This window comes from uncultured Campylobacter sp. (assembly GCF_905371695.1).
Taxonomy (GTDB): Bacteria; Campylobacterota; Campylobacteria; order Campylobacterales; family Campylobacteraceae; genus Campylobacter_A.
Map to the genome: position 1 here is coordinate 1 of NZ_CAJPMA010000002.1, position 22,158 is coordinate 22,158.

General features: G+C 43.6%; 19 protein-coding genes. 7 read left to right on the forward strand and 12 right to left on the reverse strand.

Annotated features, from left to right (window positions below; genetic code table 11):
• The 4 genes from QZ147_RS00210 to ilvD form a co-directional block, all read right to left on the reverse strand.
• Positions 1 to 535, reverse strand: a 535-nt coding sequence (locus tag QZ147_RS00210) for a GDP-mannose 4,6-dehydratase (protein ID WP_295145979.1), incomplete at its 3' end; no start/stop codon positions are given.
• A gap of 1 nt (position 536) precedes the next feature.
• Positions 537 to 3,734, reverse strand: a complete 3,198-nt coding sequence (locus tag QZ147_RS00215; protein ID WP_366508757.1) for a radical SAM protein — start codon at positions 3,732 to 3,734, stop codon at positions 537 to 539.
• Positions 3,710 to 5,311, reverse strand: coding sequence for a glycosyltransferase family A protein (locus QZ147_RS00220; protein ID WP_295145983.1), 1,602 nt, complete (start codon positions 5,309 to 5,311; stop codon positions 3,710 to 3,712). Before QZ147_RS00220 ends, QZ147_RS00215 begins: the two co-directional genes overlap by 25 nt.
• 135 nt (positions 5,312 to 5,446) lie before the next feature.
• The gene (gene ilvD, locus QZ147_RS00225) at positions 5,447 to 7,120 is read right to left on the reverse strand and encodes a dihydroxy-acid dehydratase (RefSeq protein WP_295145985.1); all 1,674 of its coding nucleotides are present in this window, start codon (positions 7,118 to 7,120) and stop codon (positions 5,447 to 5,449) included.
• Positions 7,121 to 7,238: 118 nt separating this feature from the next.
• Between ilvD and QZ147_RS00230 the strand changes: the two genes are divergently transcribed.
• Positions 7,239 to 8,657: a Na+/H+ antiporter NhaC family protein gene (locus QZ147_RS00230; protein WP_295145987.1), complete on the forward strand. Its 1,419-nt coding sequence runs from the start codon at positions 7,239 to 7,241 to the stop codon at positions 8,655 to 8,657.
• 13 nt (positions 8,658 to 8,670) lie between these two features.
• Here QZ147_RS00230 and QZ147_RS00235 read toward each other — a convergent pair whose 3' ends face one another.
• From QZ147_RS00235 to QZ147_RS00245, 3 genes are all read right to left on the reverse strand, one after another.
• Positions 8,671 to 9,426 (reverse strand): radical SAM protein, encoded by a 756-nt coding sequence (locus tag QZ147_RS00235; RefSeq protein WP_295145989.1) that lies wholly within the window; start codon positions 9,424 to 9,426, stop codon positions 8,671 to 8,673.
• A gap of 69 nt (positions 9,427 to 9,495) precedes the next feature.
• Positions 9,496 to 9,666 carry an anaerobic ribonucleoside-triphosphate reductase gene (gene nrdD, locus QZ147_RS00240; protein ID WP_295145991.1) on the reverse strand — a complete coding sequence of 57 codons (171 nt, stop codon included), beginning with the start codon at positions 9,664 to 9,666 and terminating at the stop codon, positions 9,496 to 9,498.
• A 2-nt stretch (positions 9,667 to 9,668) separates the two neighbouring features.
• Entirely contained in the window at positions 9,669 to 11,774 is a 2,106-nt protein-coding gene (locus QZ147_RS00245; RefSeq protein WP_295145992.1) for a ribonucleoside triphosphate reductase, read from the reverse strand.
• Between the two features lie 290 nt (positions 11,775 to 12,064).
• On the opposite strand from QZ147_RS00245, the gene QZ147_RS00250 reads away from it, so the two are divergent.
• From QZ147_RS00250 to QZ147_RS00260, 3 genes are all read left to right on the forward strand, one after another.
• Entirely contained in the window at positions 12,065 to 12,370 is a 306-nt protein-coding gene (locus QZ147_RS00250; protein WP_295145994.1) for a hypothetical protein, read from the forward strand.
• A gap of 109 nt (positions 12,371 to 12,479) precedes the next feature.
• Positions 12,480 to 13,112, forward strand: a complete 633-nt coding sequence (gene thyX / locus QZ147_RS00255) for an FAD-dependent thymidylate synthase (RefSeq protein WP_295145995.1) — start codon at positions 12,480 to 12,482, stop codon at positions 13,110 to 13,112.
• Positions 13,113 to 13,114: 2 nt separating this feature from the next.
• Positions 13,115 to 13,666, forward strand: coding sequence for an alpha/beta fold hydrolase (locus tag QZ147_RS00260; protein ID WP_295145996.1), 552 nt, complete (start codon positions 13,115 to 13,117; stop codon positions 13,664 to 13,666).
• 74 nt (positions 13,667 to 13,740) lie between these two features.
• On the opposite strand, the gene QZ147_RS00265 is transcribed toward QZ147_RS00260, so the two are convergent.
• The 5 genes from QZ147_RS00265 to ruvC all read right to left on the reverse strand — a co-directional run bounded on the left by QZ147_RS00265 (position 13,741) and on the right by ruvC (position 17,159).
• Positions 13,741 to 14,409, reverse strand: coding sequence for a YiiX/YebB-like N1pC/P60 family cysteine hydrolase (locus tag QZ147_RS00265; RefSeq protein ID WP_295145997.1), 669 nt, complete (start codon positions 14,407 to 14,409; stop codon positions 13,741 to 13,743).
• The gene (locus tag QZ147_RS00270) at positions 14,391 to 14,768 is read right to left on the reverse strand and encodes a DUF4878 domain-containing protein (protein WP_295145998.1); all 378 of its coding nucleotides are present in this window, start codon (positions 14,766 to 14,768) and stop codon (positions 14,391 to 14,393) included. Before QZ147_RS00270 ends, QZ147_RS00265 begins: the two co-directional genes overlap by 19 nt.
• Positions 14,769 to 14,811: 43 nt before the next feature.
• Positions 14,812 to 15,786 carry a transglutaminase-like domain-containing protein gene (locus QZ147_RS00275; RefSeq protein ID WP_295145999.1) on the reverse strand — a complete coding sequence of 325 codons (975 nt, stop codon included), beginning with the start codon at positions 15,784 to 15,786 and terminating at the stop codon, positions 14,812 to 14,814.
• A 9-nt stretch (positions 15,787 to 15,795) separates the two neighbouring features.
• Positions 15,796 to 16,485, reverse strand: coding sequence for an MOSC domain-containing protein (locus QZ147_RS00280; protein ID WP_295146001.1), 690 nt, complete (start codon positions 16,483 to 16,485; stop codon positions 15,796 to 15,798).
• A gap of 203 nt (positions 16,486 to 16,688) precedes the next feature.
• On the reverse strand, positions 16,689 to 17,159 hold the full coding sequence (gene ruvC, locus QZ147_RS00285; RefSeq protein WP_295146002.1) for a crossover junction endodeoxyribonuclease RuvC: 471 nt from the start codon (positions 17,157 to 17,159) through the stop codon (positions 16,689 to 16,691).
• A gap of 126 nt (positions 17,160 to 17,285) precedes the next feature.
• On the opposite strand from ruvC, the gene dnaA reads away from it, so the two are divergent.
• The 3 genes from dnaA to gyrB all read left to right on the forward strand — a co-directional run bounded on the left by dnaA (position 17,286) and on the right by gyrB (position 22,142).
• Positions 17,286 to 18,596: a chromosomal replication initiator protein DnaA gene (gene dnaA / locus QZ147_RS00290; protein WP_295146004.1), complete on the forward strand. Its 1,311-nt coding sequence runs from the start codon at positions 17,286 to 17,288 to the stop codon at positions 18,594 to 18,596.
• A gap of 152 nt (positions 18,597 to 18,748) precedes the next feature.
• On the forward strand, positions 18,749 to 19,816 hold the full coding sequence (dnaN, locus tag QZ147_RS00295) for a DNA polymerase III subunit beta (RefSeq protein ID WP_295146007.1): 1,068 nt from the start codon (positions 18,749 to 18,751) through the stop codon (positions 19,814 to 19,816).
• Between the two features lie 10 nt (positions 19,817 to 19,826).
• The gene (gene gyrB, locus QZ147_RS00300) at positions 19,827 to 22,142 is read left to right on the forward strand and encodes a DNA topoisomerase (ATP-hydrolyzing) subunit B (RefSeq protein ID WP_295146009.1); all 2,316 of its coding nucleotides are present in this window, start codon (positions 19,827 to 19,829) and stop codon (positions 22,140 to 22,142) included.
• Positions 22,143 to 22,158 lie beyond the last annotated feature (16 nt).

A 22,158-nucleotide genomic window follows, 5' to 3' on the forward strand; every position in this document is an offset into this window, starting at 1 on the left:
TGGGACCGTAACAGTTAAAAAGGCGCGCAATTTTTACGTCGACGTCGTATTGCCGCTTATAGCTACTACATAAGGCCTCGGCAGCTCTTTTTCCTTCATCATAGCAAGCCCTAATGCCGATAGGATTTACATTCCCCCAGTAATCCTCTTTTTGCGGATGCTGCCTTGGGTCGCCATATACTTCACTCGTTGAAGCTTGCAACATTTTTGCCCTGTATTTTTTTGCAAGACGCAAGCAATTTGCCGTGCCAAATATACAATTCTCAATAGTCTTTACGGGATCTGCTTGATATTTTACCGGCGAAGCCGGACATGCTAGATTATAAATTTCATCGACGCAATAGTCGATAGGCTCGGTAACATCATGCTCGATAAGAGTAAAATTTGGATATTTTTTTAGATGAGCTATATTGGCTCTAGCTCCAGTACTAAAATTATCAACACACAGTACATTATGACGTTCCTTGACAAACCTCGCACATAAATGCGACCCGATAAAGCCGGCTCCTCCGGTAATCAAAATCGTTTTACTCATACTATTTCTTATACTCATTGTATATTCGTTCCCATGAGGAGGAAATTTTCTCTTTAAATGGCGCCTTTTCGCATCTAGGAATAAAGTCGCCGCGGTTTGGCGCATAGTCTTTAAAATTTCCGCAGTATTTACAAAACTCCTTAAAATGCTCTTGTAAATTTTGTGTTGATACTTCTCTTAGTGTTTTTATTCCTTTATCGCCACCTAAAACCCTATCGATACTGCCGCAAACAGAGCAAGCGTAATAGCCGTTTTTATTTAAGCCTATACCACAATATGAAGCAACCCAGCATGCGCTAGAGTAGTCGGCATCTTTAAAATTTATATCATCAATCGGCGCATCATTAAAAGGCGTAAAGTAATCAACTAAATTTTTAGTTTTAAACGAACCATAATCGATCCTAACGTTTTTAAATAGCTCCGCCTGCTTGCAAAGCTCTTTTGTTTGTTTTGTAAAGCCGTTTGAAACAACCTGAATAATAACATCAGGATAAAAGCTATCCGCATACTCCCTTTGTAAAATTTCGATAATACGCAAAAAATCTTTATGCAAAGTAGGCTCACCGCCCAAAATGTTAATAAGTTTCCATTTTTTACCCAAGGATTTACTCTCCTCAATAAAACATCTTATGTCGTCAATTATCATAGCATCAAATGAAGGTGCGTGCCCGCAGGATCTATTGCACCCTTTGCATTTCAAATTACACTCAAATGTTATATCGATTTCAATCATATCCAAATTTGAAAGAAATCTTTTTTGTCCTTTAACTACGTCTTTTGGCGATAGCGGCGGTTTTTCAAGAATCTCTTTTATGGACTGCTCTTTGAGTTCTCTATTTGCGTCTTTCTTATCATAATCACGCTCGTAGTAGTAGTTGATAAAGTCCATCTGTAGCGGCGATGAACTCATTTGGGCAATAGGGACCATCATGGCGTAGTCATCGCATTTTTCTATCCATTTTCGCTTACTTAGCCTTGCTTCTTTATCCTCGTACATAAAATACGAAAGCGGAATCGAGTCAAAAAGATATTTTTTAAATGTTTTTAGATGTTGCCATACGTTGCCACCGGTTTTTCGCGGCTCCATAAAATTTACCGGATAACGATAATGCGGCTCAAGCCTATATGTTTGATGAACGCGACCGCAAGTCATATCTACGCCCCACATATCATACTTTTTATAAATATCAAAAAGAGCTTCTTTGCCTATTAGCGCATCATCGGTGTCGACGCATACGATGATTGATTCTGGATTGTCGCAATAATAATGAATCGCCAGATACTCGCACTGCATTTTTGTTTGCAAAGTACGACCTTTAATAAAAGTCACCTTATTTTTATATGGTTTGATGATTTGCTCTATAAATATCGAAATACCGGAATTTGAGCAATCATCATAAAAAATAACTCCGAATTCTTGAAATGTTTGGCTAATCAAAGAAAACCACATACGTAAAAATTTATGAATATTCAAGTCCCTAAAACAAGAAAGCACTATCATCTTTTCGCTGCGCTTTGGCATGCACCAGTCATAAAACGAGCCGTTGCAATCAAACTCGCCAAACTGTAAATTTGGGATATAACCCTGCTCTACCCTATCTAAAATATTCATCCAGCTATAAGCATTTGTTTTTCGGTAGTTTTGCGGATGAATGTAATAGCTACGCCTATCTCCGCCCCTTATAGAGCAAAAGCCGCGATCTTTTTGTAGTTTTTCTAGAGACCGATACCAAGTGAGTTGTGGCTTTAAATTTTCATCAATAGTATTTGGTAAAGGCCTAACACTAAAAAGTCGCCTTTTATCAAAAAGCCCCATTCTAACTTCTGGTACAAAACCGCCGTTTTCAAAGCCAAAATAGGCCTTAGATTCTTTGTTATAGATATTAAAACCGACAAATAAGACATTTTTATTTTTTTGAATTTCGCTTATCATGTCGGCCAAAAATGAGTGATTAATATCTAGCCTACCTATAAGAACATCGCTATCCATCTGCAAAACATAATCTCCCTCGCATTTCTCAAAGGCATAAAGCTGCGAGCTTATGGGGATATTTGTCGCGGAATGCGTTTGGCCAGTCTCGACATTAAACCATTCTTTGTTTATCCTAGTTGTTTCATCGGCATCATAAATCACAAATCTATCAATAATACGTTTTTGACACAAATTTTCCACAATATCTATAAGTTTTTTAAAATCGGCATTATCTGTAAATTGCCTAGCAAAATCGCTCTGCTTTGTGTCGATAGAAACCACGACCTCGTAAAAACCGTTTGGATAAGAAAGCTGCCTAACGATGTGTTTGATGTTGGCTTCTATCGTCTGAACATCTTGCGCGCATGTTTTTATGAGTAGAGAAATCCTCTCTTTCAACGGCAACAAACTTTTATAGCCGATAGCGATCGACTGCGGTTCAAAATCATTATTTTCATTTAAAATAATATCCGAAATTTGAATATCGCAAAGATAGAGATTTTCTTTTATTTTTGAAAAAAATAAGTCCTCAAGATGCGGGAGCCTTTTTGCATTATAAATTTCATACTCTAAATTTGAAAATTTATTTATTTGCATATCTTGAAATGCCGTTTTCGACTCTGCAAATATTATACTAGAAAAAACTTCGTTTATAAATTCACGCGCACCTTCTAGTTGGGGCAGGTCAAAATTATTAACCGCGCTTCTTTGCAGTTTTTTTAATTGCGGATTATCCTGCTCATGCAAAAATAGATACATTCTAATGCATGCATTTAAAAATAGATTATCGCTATAATATACGCTAGCGTCCATATCGACTAATTTTAAATTTTCGCCTACTCGAACAAAATTCTCTTTTTTGCAATCCTGAACTATAATCTTTTTTTGCCAGCACTCAGTTAAAAACAAAACAACATCTTTTTGCGTAAATTTATCTACCAAAACGGACGGTTCATATTTATATTTTTGAATAAATACGTTTTTATATTCTATAACCTCTTCAAGATGATAGAATGACTTAAAATCCTCTTTTTCAAAGAAAAAGGTTAGATGCCTATAGGTATTCCATTTATTTTTACCTTTAAAAAACGGCATGATTACTTTATATACGTATGAGCTATCGTGAAATACGACACCCTCAAAGCCTTGTCCGAGATAATGAGCCTCTTTTATTCCCATGTCGTCCAAAATATCTTTAGCTTTTAATTTTCTTGCTTCATCTTGCATAGCCACATCGCTTCCTCGTATAGTTGCTTTCTTGCGTTTAAGTACTTTTCTGTTTGTTTATTATCTGCCGTTTTGTTTCCGCTTAGATTATAGATCGTAAGTAAAATATCCTCGGCAAATTCTATTTTTAAATTTTTATCATTGAGCAAGAGTCGCACAAGTAAAAAATGATCTTCTGCGCTTGAAATTTCAGGATAATCTTGTAGACTATTGGGCGTCATAAAAACATTGCAAGACGGAAGTTCCGCCTCGGCGATACCTTCGCTCATCTGCTTCAAACGATTTAAAAGATATGTCATATCGGCTAGCTTTGGCGTTGCTATATTAACTCGATCAATAATTTTTCCATCAAGTCTAAGATAGTTTCCCGCCACCGCAACATCAAACTCTCTTTCATTAAATATATGCTCTATCTTTGAAAGAACCGTTTGATCTGCATATTCATCATCGGCATCTAGTCGTCCTATAAAAGCTACATTTTCAAAAAGAGTTTTTATATAGCGATTTATATCGTTTCTCGTTTTGGCTGCGTGATAATTTTTCGTACCTACAACTATTACTTTTTCGTTTCTAAGGATATCACTAACACTGTTTTTCCAACCGTCGCCGGAATTATCATCCATTATCAAAATCCAAACATCGCGTTTTACGTCCTTTTGCGCAAGAATCGACTCCAAACAGCGACGTAAAGTATTTTTATTATTGTGGACTGCAACTCCAATCACTATATTTTCCGTTTTTGAATATTTGTGAACAAGATTAAAAATTTTTTTAATATTATCGGACTCTTGATAACTAAAAAGCCTTTTGGCTCTTTGTAAAGCTTGATCAAGCAAGTCTTGAGAGTAGAGCCTGATATATTTTATATGAAAGCTATTTAAACCATCTGTTTTAGTAGTAAAATTTGACGTAACACTATCTTTTGAAACAAAGTGATTAACGAGTGCTATTGGAACAATCTTTATATTTTTATTTGAATACTTTTGCAAAAAACGAATCATCAAGTCCCTATCTGTACAGCTTGCAAGCGTTTCGTCAAAGCCGCCTACGCTTCTTAAAGCACCGAAACGAAAAAACATATTACTGCCCTGAATACCGGGATTACCTTTCAAAAAGCTGTTAATGCTTATATCTTCTACATCAAAGAAACTACACGTATCACAATCACTGCGTTTTATAAAGGCAAAGACGGCATCAGGCATTTTAGGCGATAACGTCACCGCATCATAACAACTATTGATATATTCTTTACACCAGCTATCATCGTCATCTAAAATAGCTACATAATCATCTTCGGTAAAAATTTTTTCATACCATTTAATCCCGGAATTCCAAGCCCCTGTTCCGCTCATATGAGGGGTTCGTGAGTTTTTTATGTAATGAATTTTGTTATTTTTTAGCTCGAAAATTCTCCGCTCTATGTCTTTGCTTGCGGATTCATTTTGATTATCGTCGACGATAAGGATATGATCGGGGCTTTGGTTTTGATTAAAAACAGAATATAATGAGCGTAAAAAAAGTAAATCATTTCTATTTGAAGATGAAGCTATTATCACGCCGATTTTAGGCTTTTTCATTCTTATTTCAGCACTCTTGATAAAAATTATTTTAAGGACATCTTAAATTTTCATAGATTGAAAAAGCCGTATATATAAGAAATATAAGGCTTTTGTGTTTATTAAAAATTTATCTATCTCAAATCTACTATTGCCCTACGCCTCCAAAATCGCTCCGTTGCTAGCGTTCGTTACTAGCTTGCGATACATTCGTAGCCAGCGAAACGGCAGCGGTTTTTCAATCGGTTTAAATTTAGCTCTGCGCGCGGCGATCTCAGCCTCGCTTAGGCGCACGTTGATCGCGTACGTATCAACGTCGATGTCGATGATATCGCCGTCCTCTAACAGTCCGATCATGCCGCCCTCGGCCGCCTCCGGACTCACGTGTCCGATACTTAGCCCTCTTGTAGCGCCGCTAAACCTGCCGTCCGTGATGAGAGCTACGTCCGCGCCCAGGCCTCGCCCCATGATTAGGCTCGTTGGACTTAGCATCTCTTGCATACCCGGGCCTCCGCGCGGCCCTTCGTAGCGGATGACGACCACGTCGCCTTTGCCGACTTTGCCCTTTGAGATGCCCTCTATCGCCTCGTCTTGGCTGTTAAAGCACACGGCCTTGCCGCTAAATTTACGCTCGCCGATGATGCCTGCGGTCTTGATGACGCAGCCCTGCTCGGCTAAATTTCCAAACAAAATCGCCAGTCCGCCCACGTCCGAATAGGCGTTTTCGACCTTGTGGATGACCTCTTCGTCTTTTATGACGCTAGCTCCGACGCGCTCGCCTAGGCTCTCACCCGTGACGGTCGGCGCGCCCAGATCCAGCAGCCCGTTGTCGCGGCGCGAAATTTCATTTATCACGGCGCTTAGGCCGCCCGCGCGGTCGATGTCCTCCATGTGGATATTTGGCAGGCTCGGGCTGATTTTGGCGATGTGAGCGATCTTGCGGCTGATGTCGTTAAGCCCCGCGATCTGTAAATTTACCCCCGCTTCGCGCGCGATAGCCAGGATATGCAGCACGGTGTTGCTGCTGCCGCCCATCGCCATATCGACGACTAGGGCGTTTTGGATCGATTTTTCGTTCACGATGTTGCGGATTTTGTATTTTTCATCGAGCGCTATCTCGCAGATGCGACGTCCAGCCTGCCTGATAAGCTCCTCGCGCTCTGGCGTGAGCGCCGGCACGGTGCCGTTGCCTTTTAGCGCGATACCCATCGCTTCGCACAGCGTATTCATCGAGTTTGCCGTAAACATCCCCGAGCAGCTGCCGCCGCTTGGACAGGCTTTGCACTCGATCTCTTTTAGCTCCTCGGCGCTGATCTCTTTGGTTTCAAATTTCCCCACCGCCTCAAACGCCGTAGACAGGTCGATCGGCTCGCCTTTTTTGGTGTAGCCCTTTTTCATCGGGCCGCCGCTAACAAAAACCGTCGGCACGTTTACGCGAAGCGCGCCCATCACCATGCCGGGCACGATTTTGTCGCAATTTGGCATGCAAACTAGAGCGTCTAGGGCGTGCGCGTTCATCACCGTTTCGATCGAGTTTGCAATGAGCTCGCGGCTAGGCAGGCTATAAAGCATCCCAGCGTGTCCCATCGCGATGCCGTCGTCCACGCCGATGCAGTTAAACTCAAAGGGCACGCAGCCGTTTTTGCGGATCTCGTCTTTTAAAATTTCGGAGTATTTGTTGAGGAAAAAATGCCCCGGGATGATCTCGATGAAGCTATTTGCTACGCCGATAAACGGCTTTTCAAAGTCCTCGTCCTTTAGCCCCGTCGCTCTTAGCAAGCTTCTGTGCGGCGCGCGCGTATAGCCTTTTTTGATGATGTCGCTTCTCATTTTACTAGTCCTTTTTTACTAAAATTTGGGGCGATTGTAGCTAAAATTTACTAAATTTTAAATCTTAAATTTAAGACGAATGCCGTTATAATACCGTTAAAATTTACAAAGGAAAAACATGCTTAAAAGTCCCGTGCTTATCGCCGTAGCGATCATCTTAGCGGTCTGCTGTTCGTTCTCTAATCCCGTAGTTACGAGCATTCTAGTAATGATAGCCCTATGCTTGCTAAAATTTAACATTTTACTCTCCATTTTGGTCTCGGCGCTAATCGCGGGAGTAACGTATAAACACGGATTTGCGGGCTTTGAGAGTAGTTTTAGCGCGGGGCTGGGCTCGCTTTTTAGCGCGCTTAGCGAGACTACCGCAACGCTGATTAAAGGCATGCAAGGCAACCTTGAAACCTCGCTTAGCTACATTTTATTGGGCGCTCTGGCCGCGGCGATAGCTAACACGAATTTAACCGCGATTTTAATTAGCGGCGTGAGTAAAATTTTAAGCAAAACAAGCTCGTATTTCGCGCTTTTCATCGCGGGTATCGCGTGCTTTTCGCAAAATTTAATCCCCGTGCATATCGCGTTTATCCCTATCTTAATACCGCCGCTCTTACCGCTAATGAACCGCCTAAATATCGACCGCCGCGCGGTAGCGTGCGCGCTAACCTTTGGACTTCAAGCGCCCTACGTCGCGTTTAGCGTCGGCTTTGGTTTACTGTTTCATAAAATTTTAAAAAAAGAGCTAGCCAATAACGGCGTAAACGTCGAAATTTCAGATATTTCAAGCGTAATGTGGATCGGCGGCGCTTCGATGCTTGTAGGGCTAATTTTAGCCGTATTTTTCGCTTACAAGCGCCCGCGAAGCTACAAAAATAGCGCCGACGAAGCGCGCGAAGAGGAGCTGGCGCAGCACGCTTCTAAGCTAAAAATGACTAGGCGCGAATGGGCGACGTTAGCGGGTGCGGTCGTAGCTTTCGGCGTGCAGATCGCTACTGAAAGCATGCCGCTGGGTGCGTTTTTGGGACTGATGACGATGGTGGTTTTAGGCGGCATAGAATACGGAAAAATAGACGCTATTATGGATAGCGGGCTTGCGATGATGGCGTTTATCGCCTTTATCATGCTAGTCGCGGCGGGTTTTGGCGAGGTGCTTAGAGAAAGCGGCGGCATCAACGAATTAGTGCGGTTCGCAAGCGCGGTAGCCGGCGGCAAGTTAGGCGGCGCCGCAATCATGCTAGCCATCGGACTTCTCGTAACTATGGGGATCGGCACGAGTTTCGGCACCATTCCTATCATCGCATCGATCTACGTGCCGCTTTGCCTAAATTTAGGCTTCTCTACCGCGGCGATCATCTTGCTCGTCGGTATCGCCGCGGCAGTCGGCGACGCGGGCAGCCCCGCAAGCGATAGCACGCTAGGACCGACCTCGGGGCTTAACGCCGACGGCCAGCACAACCACGTCTACGACACGTGCGTGCCTACTTTTATATTTTTCAACGTACCGCTAATAATCGGCGGGATAATCGGCGCTTTAATACTTTAATAAGCGCCCGCGTTTAGCTAAAATTTCGTAATTTTATCGGTAGGGGCGAGACGATTTTACTTGGGTCGAATCTCACGGCGGGCGAGCTTAAATTCGCGAAATTTTCGCCCGTATCGAGAAATTTTTGTAAAAAATAGTCCCTTTTATAACCGCTCTCAAACAAGATTTCAGCCATCCGCGAGACGTCTGCTTCGTTTAAAATATCCGCGTGCACCGTCGTTCGAACCTCGAATTTAAAATCTCGCGCCAGTAAAAATTCCAGCGTTTGCATAAAATTTTCGTATAAATTCGCCCCCGCTATGCGACGAAATTTCACGCTCGGGGCTTTAAAATCAAGCGCTATATAATCGATTAAATTTTCCTCTATCGCGGCTTTTAACGCGGGCAAATTCGAGCCGTTGGTGTCGACTTTTAAGGCAAAGTTTCGCGCCTTCACCTCGCGCGCTAAGGGCAAAAACGCGGGACTAATCGAGCACTCGCCGCCGCTAAAAACTATGCCGTCTAGTTTCCCCGCGCGCCTATCTAAAAACGATAAAAACTCCGCTTCGCTAACACCCGCGGCTTTGCTTTGCTCGCTAAAATTTCGCTCGCCGCCCCCGCTTTCGCCTAAATTTTCAAGCGCGCCGCTTCTCTCGCCGCCTAGCACGACCTCTACGTTATAACAATACGCGCACCTCATATTACACCCCGCAAACCACGCGATGGCCGCGATTTTATCTGGATAATCAAGAGTCGTAAAGGGAGTTATGGAATAAATAGGGTTTTTCAAATTTAGCTCGTCGGGATTACGTAAATCAATCCGCCGAGCCGCGACCGGCGCGACTAGGCGGAATTTTAGCTATTTGCCGCAGCAGCTTGCGTTTTCGTCGAATTTCACGCGCTCTTTGTGTTCGCCTTGCTTGCCGAGATTAAAACTCTCGACGGGGCGATGATAACCCATTACGCGCGTATAGACGACGCATTTGGTGCGTTTGTCGGCGTTTTTCGCCAAAATTTGTTCGTTACTCATGCTTACTCCTTGTGTTGGGATTGACGCTGCGCGTCGATGATTTCGGCATCGCATTTAGGACAGTATTCGTGCTCGCCGCTGATGTAGCCGTGTTTGGCGCAGACGCTAAAAACGGGCGTTATCGTGATATAAGGCAATTTGTAATTGCTAACGACGCTTTTTACCAGACTTTTGCAGGCCGCAGCCGAGCTGATGCGCTCCTTCATATACAGGTGTAGCACCGTGCCGCCCGTGTAGGAGCTTTGCAGTTCGTCTTGAAGATCGAGCGCCTCGAACGCGTCGTCGGTGAAATTTGCCGGCAGCTGTGTGGAGTTGGTGTAGTAGATATTTTCGCCAAAACCGGCCTGGATGATGTCCGGATAGCGCTTTTTGTCCTCTTTGGCGAAGCGATACGTCGTGCCCTCGGCAGGCGTGGCTTCGAGATTATAGAGGTTGCCGGTGCTCTCTTGAAATTCGCGAATTTTACCGCGCAAAAACTCGATCATCTCGATCGCAAACTCTCGCCCAAAATCGGTCGCGATGTTTTCCTTGTCGTTCGTGAAGTTTCTCAAAAGCTCGTTCATGCCGTTGATGCCGATGGTGCTAAAGTGGTTATTAAAGTGCTTTAGATAGCGCGCGGTGTACGGATACAGGCCGCGTTCGTACATCTCCTGGATAAAGGCGCGCTTTTTTTCGAGCGTGGATTTGGCTAAATTTAGCAGATACTCAAGGCGAGTGTAGAGCCCCTTTTTATCGCCTTTATATAGATAGCCCAGGCGAGCCAAATTTAGCGTCACGACGCCGATACTGCCTGTCATCTCTGCACTACCGAACAGCCCTCCGCCGCGCTTTAGCAGCTCGCGTAAATCTAGCTGCAAGCGGCAGCACATCGAGCGCACGTGGCCCGGCTTATAGGCTTTATCGTTTGCGACGCGGTTGCCGTTTTCATCGACTGTGTACTGAGAGCCGACGAAATTTTGAAAATAGCTCGAGCCCATTTTTGCCGTATTTTCAAAAAGCACCTTCGCCACCTCGCTGTCCCAGTCGAAGTCCTCGGTGATATTTACGGTAGGTATCGGGAAGGTAAAGGGCTGCGAGCACTTGTCGCCCTCAGTCATCACCTCGTAAAACGCCTTATCTATGCGCGCCATCTCGGGCTCGAAGGCGCGGTAGGTCATATCGGTTAGCTTGTTAAAGCCGCGCTCGTTTGCCAAACGCGTCAAATTTGCGTCGCTAACGTCCGTGAAAATATGCCTATCCTCGCGCGTAGGTATCTGATCGCGCAGGTCGGTAGGACACGTGATGTCGATCGTTACGTTAGTAAACGGACTCTGGCCCCAGCGAGCCGGCACGTTTAGGTTAAAAATAAAGCTAGTTATCGCCTTTTTTATCTCGACGTCGCTTAACTGGTCGCGGAAGACGTAAGGCGCAAGATACGTGTCAAAGCTGCTAAACGCCTGCGCGCCCGCCCACTCGCTTTGTAAAATTCCTAAAAAATTTGCCATCTGATAGAGCGCTTCGCGGAAGTGCTTAGGCGCCTTGCTCTCGACCCTGCCGCGCACGCCGTTAAAGCCCTCGTTTAAAAGCGCTCTTAGACTCCAGCCCGCGCAGTAGCCCGTGAGGCAGTCAAGATCGTGGATGTGATAGTCGCCGTTTCTGTGCGCGAGGCCTTCTTCGCGCGAATAAATTTTATCAAGCCAATAATTAGCGATAACTTTGCCGGCGGTATTGTTGATAAGGCCTGCATTCGAGTAGCTGGTATTTGAGTTTGCCGCGATGCGCCAGTCCGTGCCGTTAATATACTCTTCGATCGTTTGAGTCGAGTTTATGTAAGTCGTATCCGTATCAAGCCCTAAAATATGCTCGCGCTGAAGCTTATGCGTGTGGCGGTACAGCATAAAGCTCTTCATCACGCCAAAATGTCCCGCATTAAAAAGCGCCTTTTCGATGTAGTCTTGGATATCTTCGACGCTCAAAACTTCGCTATCAAAAACGTGGCTCATAACGTCTAAAAAGACCTTTTCGTCGTATTCTTTACTCTCGCTTTCAAAGGCCTTTTTTATGGCGTCCGCGATCTTATACGGCAAGTACTCTTGCTTTGAGCCGTCTCGTTTTAGGATTTGCTTCATTTTTTGCCCTGTATTTGAAGTAGAACGTGAAGTATAGGCAAAATTTGCTTAAAAAATTTTGGTTAAAACAAGTCCGAATTCTCGGCTTTAAAATGTCATTTTTACGTTTTAATCCACCCAAAATCCCTGAAATATAGCCATTATAAATAGCACGTTTTTAAAAATTTTAAAAGGCGCGAATTTGATAAGCCTAGCGAATAGATACTTTGCGAAATTTTTGCGAAATTTTTTCTTAAAATGCGGCGTTTGAAATTTCGGGCTATAATCGCTTAAAAATTTTAAGGCGCGAAATGAGAAAAATTTTACTTTTAACCGCGTTTTTGTCCGCGGTGCTCGCAGATAGCGTAGTAATAGAAGAATACGATAACGGCAGGCGCTCGCAAACGTCTGTAAATACGGGCGGCGGCGTAACGATAATTAAAAACGGCGCTAACGGCCCAACGAGCGAACAAGTAAGCGGCTTCGTAGCGGGCGACGGGATGATGAGCGTGACTCAAACGCATAATTTTAAAACCCGTGAAAAATATAAACATAAAAACGGTAAGATTAGTAATAATCACAGCACGACTAGCGGAGTCGTCGTAAAAAGCAAATAGCGGCGCATAATTTGCTTTTTACGGGCTTTGCCGCTTAAAATTAGGCTCTAAATTTCACTACTTTAAGCCTGAAATCGCTACAATACCGCAAAAATTTTAAAGGCGAAATATGCAAGTAACGCTTCTAAATTTTACTCCGCTAAACGTCTGCTCGCATGCGATCCGCACGTGCTGGCAAAGCTTCGAAAAAGGCGATAACGGCGGCGAAAAAGACGTCGAGCTCATCGAGCGCGTCGGTAATAAATTTAAACACGCCAGCACGCTTGAACACCTCTACTACAACTTCTACGTCCAAGGCGTCTCGCGCGCCCTACTGCAAGAGCTAGCCCGCCACCGCATAGCTAGTCTTAGCGTCAAATCCACGCGCTACACGCTAAAAGAGCTGCGAAACGAAGCGCCATTTTTGCAGGGCGATTTTAATAACGCCGCTAGGTATTTGGTACTTACCGGAAACGAGCTAATCGATAACGCCTCGATAAAAGCGCTCGAAAATTTACGCGAAATTTTAGCGACGACTACGTCTAGCCTCGACATTGTCAAATACTGCCTGCCCGAAGCTTATAAAACCGAGCTTACTTGGAGCGTAAACGCGCGCAGCCTGCAAAATTTCCTCTCGCTTCGCAGCTCGAAATCCGCGCTTTGGGAAATCCGCGAGCTAGCGCGTAAAATTTACGACGCCTTACCGAGCGAGCATAAATTTATATTTGAAAAATGCGTAGCTAACGACGAAAAGAGCGAGTAAATATGCAAGCTTATATCGTGCACGGCTACGACGCGAGTCCGCAAAGCCACTGGTTTGCCCAGTTAAAAGAAAAATTCGAAGCAAACGGCGTAAAAACCGAAATTTTATCTCTACCCGCGCCCGCGGCTCCGAAGCTTGACGAATGGTTAGCCGTTTTAAAAGAGCGCGTTATTTTAGGCGAGCAAACCTACCTCGTCGGTCATAGCCTAGGCTGCCCGACGATCCTAAATTTCTTACAAAAATACGGAACGAATGACGGCGTAGCGGGCATTACGCTAGTTAGCGGGCTTGCTAAGCCGCTGCGGGGATTTGAAATTTTAGACGAATTTACGAGCGGCGGATTTGATTTTGCGCTTATTAAATCGCTCGTCCCAAAACGCGCAGTAATAGCCGCAAAGGACGATTACGTCGTGCCGTTTGAGTTTAGCCGCGAGCTTGCGGAGCAGCTAGACGCGAAATTTTACCCCGTGCAAAATGGCGGGCATTTTTTAGACCGCGACGGGTTTACGAGCTTTGATCTAGTTTACCAAGTAACGATAGAGATGATGAAATAGCATAAATTTCAGCGTTTAAAAGCTAACTGATAAAATTGCGCGGTTCATAAATTTCGCGTTCGAGCGGCTAAATCCTATCTTCTACTCTCGAAAATCGTCTGTAAATTCCCTCCTTGCCAAAACGCCTCGGGAAATAGATATTCGCCGCGAAATACCGGCAAAGAGAGCTTTTGATAGGTTAAATTTAGATCCGAAATCCCCTTTAACGAGCGCTCTATTAGCGTGGTGCAGTAAAGGTTGGCTTCGTTTTTAGGCGCTAGGATAAACGGCTTTCCAAGCTCTTTTTCTAGACGCGCTACAAAAATTTTAGCGCCGTTTTCGTCTAAATTTTTAAGCCGTCCGACCGCATAATATTTAGAATTTAGTAAAAAATTTTCCAAACTCGTCTTTACTACGGCGTTTTGCTCGTTTTGCTCTCCCGTAATCGCGTGGATTATGAAAATTTGCGGGCTAATTTGCGCTACGACGCCCGCGTGAGAATAAGGCGAGCCGCTCATAAGCGCGATAGCCTCGCTATCGGCGTCGAGCCCTTTACGAAATAGCAAGTCGCCCGCGCGTAAATTCCGCCTTAAAATTTCCAGCTCCTCGGCGGAGGGCGGTATAATTTTTGAAATAGGCGCGTTTTTCGTATCCGAATTTAGGCTATAAGCCTGAGCGCTAATAGCCAAATAAAGCACGAGGAAAGCGACGCAAACGCGCGAAACGCCGCTAAAATTTTTAGCCCTTATAGCCGTATTTTCCAATCGCCGTTAACTTTTTTTAGCTTCACGCGCTCGCTTCTTTTGCTGCCGTCTTTAAATTTTACTTCGAGCTCCACGTTTGCCGTATCGTCCTTCTCGTTCGCCGAGATCACCTCGATACCGTCCACGCCGCCTAATTTTTCGGCTTTATTTTTGGTTTCGGAGATGGCCGCTTTTAGCTTACCGCTCATCATCTCTTTTAGTCCGTCGTCTTTTGCTTCGCTAAAATCTAAGTAACTAAGCGCCTTATCGCTTTTACCCTCGTAAACCGCGCCGATAAAATCTTTCGAAACATCCTTCGCGCCGTCGCCGCAACCTGCTAAAACCAGCGCCGCAACCGCGGCTAGTAAAAATTTTTTCATATTTTTCCTTTTTGAAAATGTTTCGCGATTGTAGCTTAAAATTTTAAATCTCGCGCGAAAAATATTCGTAGCTAAATTTTACTCCATCCGCCGCTTCGCAGTAAGGATGCGAGAAAATTTCGAGCGCGCCCCGCGACGAAGGCGGATTTAGCGTAACCTCGCGCGCGAAGTTAAAGCCGAGCCAGCAAGGCTCCCAGTTGCCGAAAAGATATTCCCTCGCGCGTGCTAGCTTTGCGTCGTCCTCGCTTAAATTTTCGCCCAGCCGCACCTTCGTAACGTCCGCGGGATCGACCGGTATCCAACCGTAGCCTTTTAGATAAAATTCCGCTCTGCAATGTTGCGCGCCCGAAATTTCAAGCGCGCCGTCCTTATTCTCGCCCATTACGCCCATTTCTGAAGAAAATTTTAGCGCGCGCCCGACGCGGATGCCGTAAATAGCTCGCGCGGCGATTCCAGAAGCGCGGCATAAAGCTACGAAAACGGAATTTATATCCGCGCACTTTCCGCGTAGATCTCCGCTAGCTAATATCGCGCCCGCATCGCCCGTTCCGCACGCGGCTACGGAGTTATCGCGACGCATATTTTTAGCCGTCCAAAGATAGATCGCGCGGGCTTTTTCCAAATCGCCTTTTACGCCGCCCGCGACCTCGTCTGCAATTTGCTTTACCGCGCCGCTTACGGGAATTAACCTTGAAGGCTTTAAAAATTCGGCTATTTGCGGCTCTAATTTCTCGTTTTCGTTAAAATTTACCCTGCTAAAATCGGTATTTCGCTCCGAAATTTCGACGCCGAAATTTAGACTAAATTTCGCCTCGCCTCGCCCGCTAAATTTTGCGTAATAGCAATCGACGGGTTCATTAAAAATTCGCGCTTCGTCGGCGTTAGAATTTACGCCGTACTCGCCGTCTACGCGCTGGTAAGGCGCTTTTAGGGCGACGGGCACCCACAGCCTAGCCTCGCCGCCTAAAATTTTATGGTTAAAATTTAGACTAAATTTTCGAGCGTTATTTGACATCATCTTATCTCCTTAAAGCGTTTTCATATAATCGGCGTTATAGCTGCCGTTTAACTTTTTCTCCATATCCTCGCGCCATTTAGGCGTTAGCGCATCTAGGCGCTTAAATTTTTCAAGCAGCGCACCGTCTCTCTCGCCGCCGTGAAAAAGGCGGTTTAACTCCATCACGCTCATCGCCGTTTCGTCGCGGCGTACGACTTTTATCTCGTCGCCCGCGCGGCACGAGCCGTTTTCAAGCACGCGGTAATACCACCCCGTAAGTCCGCTGCGAGCGATAAACGCGGTCATATCCGAGTTGCTCCACCTCATAGAAAGCTTGTAACAAGGCTTGCGCGGTTGGCTTACTTGAAGCGTGAGCGAGCCGATTTGATGCACATCGCCGATACAAACGCTATTTTCGCTAAGTCCATCGATCGTAAAATTTTCACCCAACGCGCCGTAAGCTAAATTTTTAAGCCCTAAAAACTCCTCCCACGCGGCGTAATTTTGCAGCGAGTTGGCGAATATCGCCTTTTCGCGTCCGCCGTGGTGGATCGTGTCCGCTACCGCATCGCCCGCGAGCCCGAATTCGTCGGCGTAAATTTCGTCCGTGCAAGCTTGTTTAAATATCGCCGTCCTCCACGCCTTTTTTAGCGGCTCCGTCGCCGTAATATCGCCGTAAGTTTGCGGCTGCCCGATTAGTAAAGCTTTTAAAATCGCCATTTTTATCCTTTGTTGAAAGCCTAAATTTTATAGCTAAAATTTTTAAAATTTTATAAAAGCAAATTTTGGGTACAGAAGTCGGCGCGAAGTATTTTGAGATGGATTTGAACGTTTAGGCGAGAATTTTATCCAAAGACTAGACGTATAGTCTGCCGCGGTGGCGAAATTTTTTAGTTCATTCAAAGACTCTCAAAAACGAGCGCTTAAAGGCGCATATTTGCGGCGTGCGTAAGCGCTACGGCTATGGCATCGGTAATATCGAGCGGTTTAATCTCTTTCGTTATGCCTAAAATTTTTTTCACCATAAACGCCACCTGCTCCTTTTCGGCCTTTGCCTTGCCCGTAACGGCCTTTTTTACTTGAAGGGGCGTATACTCGGCGAAATCTCCGTGAAGCTGTAAAATTTTAAGGCTTAAAGCGCCGCGGAACTGCGCAAGTTTAAGCACGGTTTTAGGGTTATATGCGAAAAATATATCTTCGATCGCTACCGCGCCGAATTCGTGATTTTTAAAGATTACGTCCAGCCCCTCGCAAAGCTCGGTTATTTGATATTGCAGGGTGCTAGGTTTAATCTTAATAAGTCCCGCCTCGATCAGAGCGGTTTTTCTAGCGGTTTTTTCAACGATTGCGTAGCCGCAATTTCGGCTACCGGGGTCGATTCCTAAAATTTTCATCAATGCCTTTTTCTAAATTTTTTCACGAGTTTTTCACGCCGTGAATAAGTTATTTTAAAATAGTTTAACAAACAATTTATTAAATTTAAGATACAATCGCTAGCTACTAACAATAAAGGTCGAATTTTGCTCGCAGACGAAATTTTAGAGTTATTAGGCGCCGAAATATCGCCTAACGAATACGAATGCTATATTAAACAGCTTAAATTTAACGAAAAGGCGTCAAGTCCGGATTTAATCGTATTTAGCGTGCCAAACGGACTAATAGCAAAATTTATAAAGACCAAATACGCGGATAAAATCGCCCATCTTTTTGAAGTTAAAACAGGAATTAAACCGCAAGTTAATATAGCCTTACAAAATAAAAACAAAAGCGCCAAACAAAATAAAATCGACGTCAAACAGATAAAAGCCCAAAGCGACACGCTAAGTCAGGCATATACCTTTGAAAATTTCGTCGTGGGCGACTCTAATCAATTTGCCTACCTTACTTGCAAAGCCGTCGCCGAAAGACCCGGAAACGCGTTTAACCCGCTTTTTATCTACGGGGCTAGCGGTCTAGGTAAAACTCACCTACTTCAATCGGTCGGAAATTTCTGCCTAAACCAAGGCAAAATCGTAATTTGCGTAACGAGCGAGCAATTTATTACGGACTTTACATATAACATAAATAACCACTCGATGGAAAAATTTCGCGAGAAATACCGAAACTGCGACGTTTTACTCATCGACGACGTGCAATTTTTAGGCAAGACCGATAAAATTCAGGAAGAATTTTTTCACACATTTAACGAGCTTTACGCTAAAAAAAGTCAGATCGTAATGACCTCCGATAAACCGCCCAAATCGTTAAAAGGGTTTGAAAACCGACTACAATCTAGATTTGAAAACAGCGTAATGGCGGATATTACGCCGCCCGAGCTCGACACTAAAATCGCCATTATAGAAAAAAAATGTGAGTTTAACAATATCTCGCTAAATAAGGACATAATTAATTATATAGCTACTAATCTAGGCGATAATATCCGAGAAATCGAAGGCGCTATCAGTAACATAAACGCTTACGCCACGCTAATGCGACAAGAAATTACGCTAGAATTCGCCAAAAACATTATCAAAGATCAAATCAAAGAAAAGCGCGAAAACATAACGCTGGAAAATATAGTAACCGCGGTAAGCAAAGAACTAAATATAAAGCCTAGCGAGATAAAAAGTAAATCAAGAGTAGCAAGCGTCGTCGAAGCGCGCCGCATCATCATCTATCTAAGCAAAACGCTAACGCAAAATTCTATGCCTCAAATCGCTAGCTACTTCGGAATGAAAGACCATAGCGCAGTTAGCCACAATATGAAAAAAATAAACGAACTAATCGAAAGCGACGAAATTTTCGGTTTAAAAGTAGCCGAGCTAAAAAATAAAATTTTAACAAAAGGATAAAAAAGCAGATGAAATTTGTGAATAAATGTGAGAAACTTAGGAAATCTTTTCACGTTTTAAAGCCTGAAATTTCAAGAAAATTCGAGCTTTTTCACGTTTTAACTACGCCTACTAACGCTACTAAATAAATTTAAAAAATAAAGGAAGAAAAAATGAAAGCGGTAATAAACAAAAACGTCCTAGAAAGCATAGTAACAAATACTAACCCTTACCTAGAAAAACGCGATTTAAGCGCTATAACCTCGCATATTTCCATCTCCGCAAAAGACGGAGCGCTTAGTATAAAAGCTACCGATCACGAAATAGGGCTAGCCTATAAACTAACTAACGTAAAAATTTCCGACGAAGGATATGCTACTGCAAACGGAAAAAAGCTGCTTGATATTATTAAAAGCCTAAAAGAAGAAGAAGTAACGTTAGAAACCGTTAATAACTACCTTTACATAAAGCAAAAAAATTCTAAATATAAGCTTCCTATGTATAAATTCGAAGATTTTCCGCAATTTCCGGAAGTAGAAGGAAAATCTAAATTCGACGTAGATGCCGTGATGCTCGGTCGAAGCTTAAAGAAAATTTTACCTAGTATCGATACGAATAATCCTAAATACGAGCTAAACGGAGCTTTACTAGATATTAGGCATAATTTTATAAACATCGTAGGAACCGATACTAAAAGACTTAGCATATTTAAATTCGAAACCACTACCGAAAAAGAATTTTCGATAATCATCCCTAAAAAAGCGATAAACGAAATTCAAAAGCTCTTTTTCGATAAAATCGAAATTTACTACGACGAAAACACGCTAATCGCTCAAAGCCAAAATTTCGAATTTTTTACCAAGCTAATAAACGGCAAATACCCCGACTACGACCGCGTCGTACCGAAAGAGATTAAAAAACGATTATTGCTTAACCGCGATAAAATGATGGACGCGATTAGGACGATCTCGATGTTAAGCGATCAGATGAAAATCACTTTTGCGCCCGATACGATTTCTTTTGAAAGCATTATAGAAGATAATTCCGAAGCAAAAACTACGATCGAGTATCAAACGGGACTTGAAGAAGAATTTTATATAGGCGTGAAAAACCGCTATTTAATCGATTTTTTAACCAGCATAGAGGACGATAACTTCGAGCTTGGATTTAACGATGCTAATTTAGCCTTCGTAGTTAGTTCAAAAGAACTTAAAACAGTTATCATGCCGATAAATTTGTAAAAGGAAAAATATGTCAGAAAAACAATACGACGCCGGTAATATTAAGGTTTTAAAAGGGCTAGAAGCCGTTCGCAAACGCCCTGGAATGTATATCGGCGACACTAATATCGGCGGTCTTCATCACATGATCTACGAAGTCGTTGATAACTCCATAGATGAAGCGATGGCGGGATATTGTGATACGATCGATATTGAACTTACTCGCGAGGGAAGTTGTATGGTAACCGATAACGGGCGCGGTATCCCCGTAGATATGCATCCAACCGAAAATTTACCGGCGGCTACGGTAGTTTTAACGGTGCTTCACGCGGGCGGAAAATTTGACAAAGACACTTATAAAGTGTCGGGCGGTTTGCACGGCGTAGGCGTTAGCGTCGTTAACGCGTTATCAAAAAAGCTGGTTTTAAATATTAAAAGGGACGGAAATTTATACCGACAAGAATTTTCTTGCGGTATTCCTACGACGGGGTTAGAAGTTGTAAAAACGACTAATAGAACCGGAACTCAGGTAGAATTTTGGCCCGACGATACCATATTTGAAGTAACTAATTTCGACCGTGAGATTTTAGCCAAGCGCTTTCGTGAGTTAGCTTATTTAAATCCTAAGATCACTATAAATTTTAAAGACCAGCGCGACGGATTTAACGAAAGTTATCATTTTGAAGGCGGATTAGAGAGCTTCGTAACCGATATGAATAAGGCTCAATCCGTTAGTAAAGCAGTTTCTTTTAGCGGCGGGGAAGAGGACGTAGTAGTCGATTTTGCATTAATGTATAACGACACTTATAGCGAAAATTTACTAAGCTTCGTAAATAATATTAAAACTCCCGACGGCGGCACGCACGAGGCGGGATTTAGAGCCGGCCTTACCCGCGTAATTACGAATTATATCCAAGCAAACGCCGCAGCACGCGAAAAAGATACGAAAATCACGGGCGACGATATTAGAGAAGGGCTAATAGCGGTAGTTAGCGTAAAAGTTCCCGAGCCTCAATTTGAAGGTCAGACCAAAGGAAAACTCGGATCTAGCTACGTAAAACCGATCGTTCAGAAAATGGTTTTTGACGTGCTTACTAAATATTTTGAAGAAAATCCGATCGAAGCTCGCGCTATAATGGAAAAAGCGCTGATGGCTGCGCGCGGGCGCGAGGCCGCAAAAAGAGCGCGCGATCTAACGCGTAAAAAAGAAGGCCTTAGCGTAGGAACGCTTCCGGGAAAGTTAGCCGATTGCCAAAGCAAGGACGCGACTATTAGCGAGCTTTATTTGGTGGAGGGCGACTCTGCTGGCGGTTCGGCTAAGCAAGGACGCGACCGCGTATTTCAGGCGATTTTACCGCTAAAAGGTAAAATTTTAAACGTCGAAAAATCGCGTTTGGATAAAATTTTAAAATCAGACGAGATAAAAAATATGATAACAGCGCTGGGATGCGGTATAGGCGACGAATTCGACGCTGAAAAGCTTCGCTATCACAAAATTATTATCATGACCGACGCCGACGTAGACGGTAGCCATATTCAGACGCTTCTTCTTACGTTCTTTTTCCGATTTTTAAATAAAGTCGTAGAAAACGGCTATATTTACCTAGCGCAGCCGCCGCTTTACCGTTATAAAAAAGGTAAAAAAGAAATTTATCTAAAAGATGAAAAGGCGCTAAACGAATTTTTAATCCAAACCGGTATCGAAGGGATGGAATTTGAAGGTATCGGCAGTAACGATTTGGTAGATTTCCTTAAAATCGTAGCCGCTTATCGATCGGTGCTTAAAGAGCTTGAAAAACGCTTTAACGTACTTTCGGCGATCCGCTATATGATAGAAAATCCAGATATCATCGGCAAAACCTATCCAGAAATTTTTGAAATTTTAAAGAGCTATTTACAAGCGCAAGGACATAATATCTTAAATTCCTACGTAAACGACGAGGAAGTTAGAATTTACGTGCAAACCGAAAGCGGCCTTGAAGAGTTAATCGTAAACGATAATTTATTCGCAAATCCGCTTTACGAAGAGGCGGTGCATATAAGTAAAAAAATTAAAGAGCGGGATATGGATTTCGGCGAAAAAGACGTACTAGACGTACTAGACGAGATCGAGAAAAACGCCAAAAAAGGCGCTTATATCCAGCGTTATAAAGGTCTTGGCGAGATGAATCCCGAACAGCTTTGGGAGACTACGATGAACCCTGAAAACCGTCGCTTACTCAAAATAAACATAAACGATGCGGCAAGCGCTTCTGATACGTTTAATCTTTTCATGGGCGACGAGGTCGAGCCGCGTAGAAACTATATCCAAGATCACGCCAAAGACGTGAAGCATTTAGATATTTAACCTAGCGCGGCAAGTT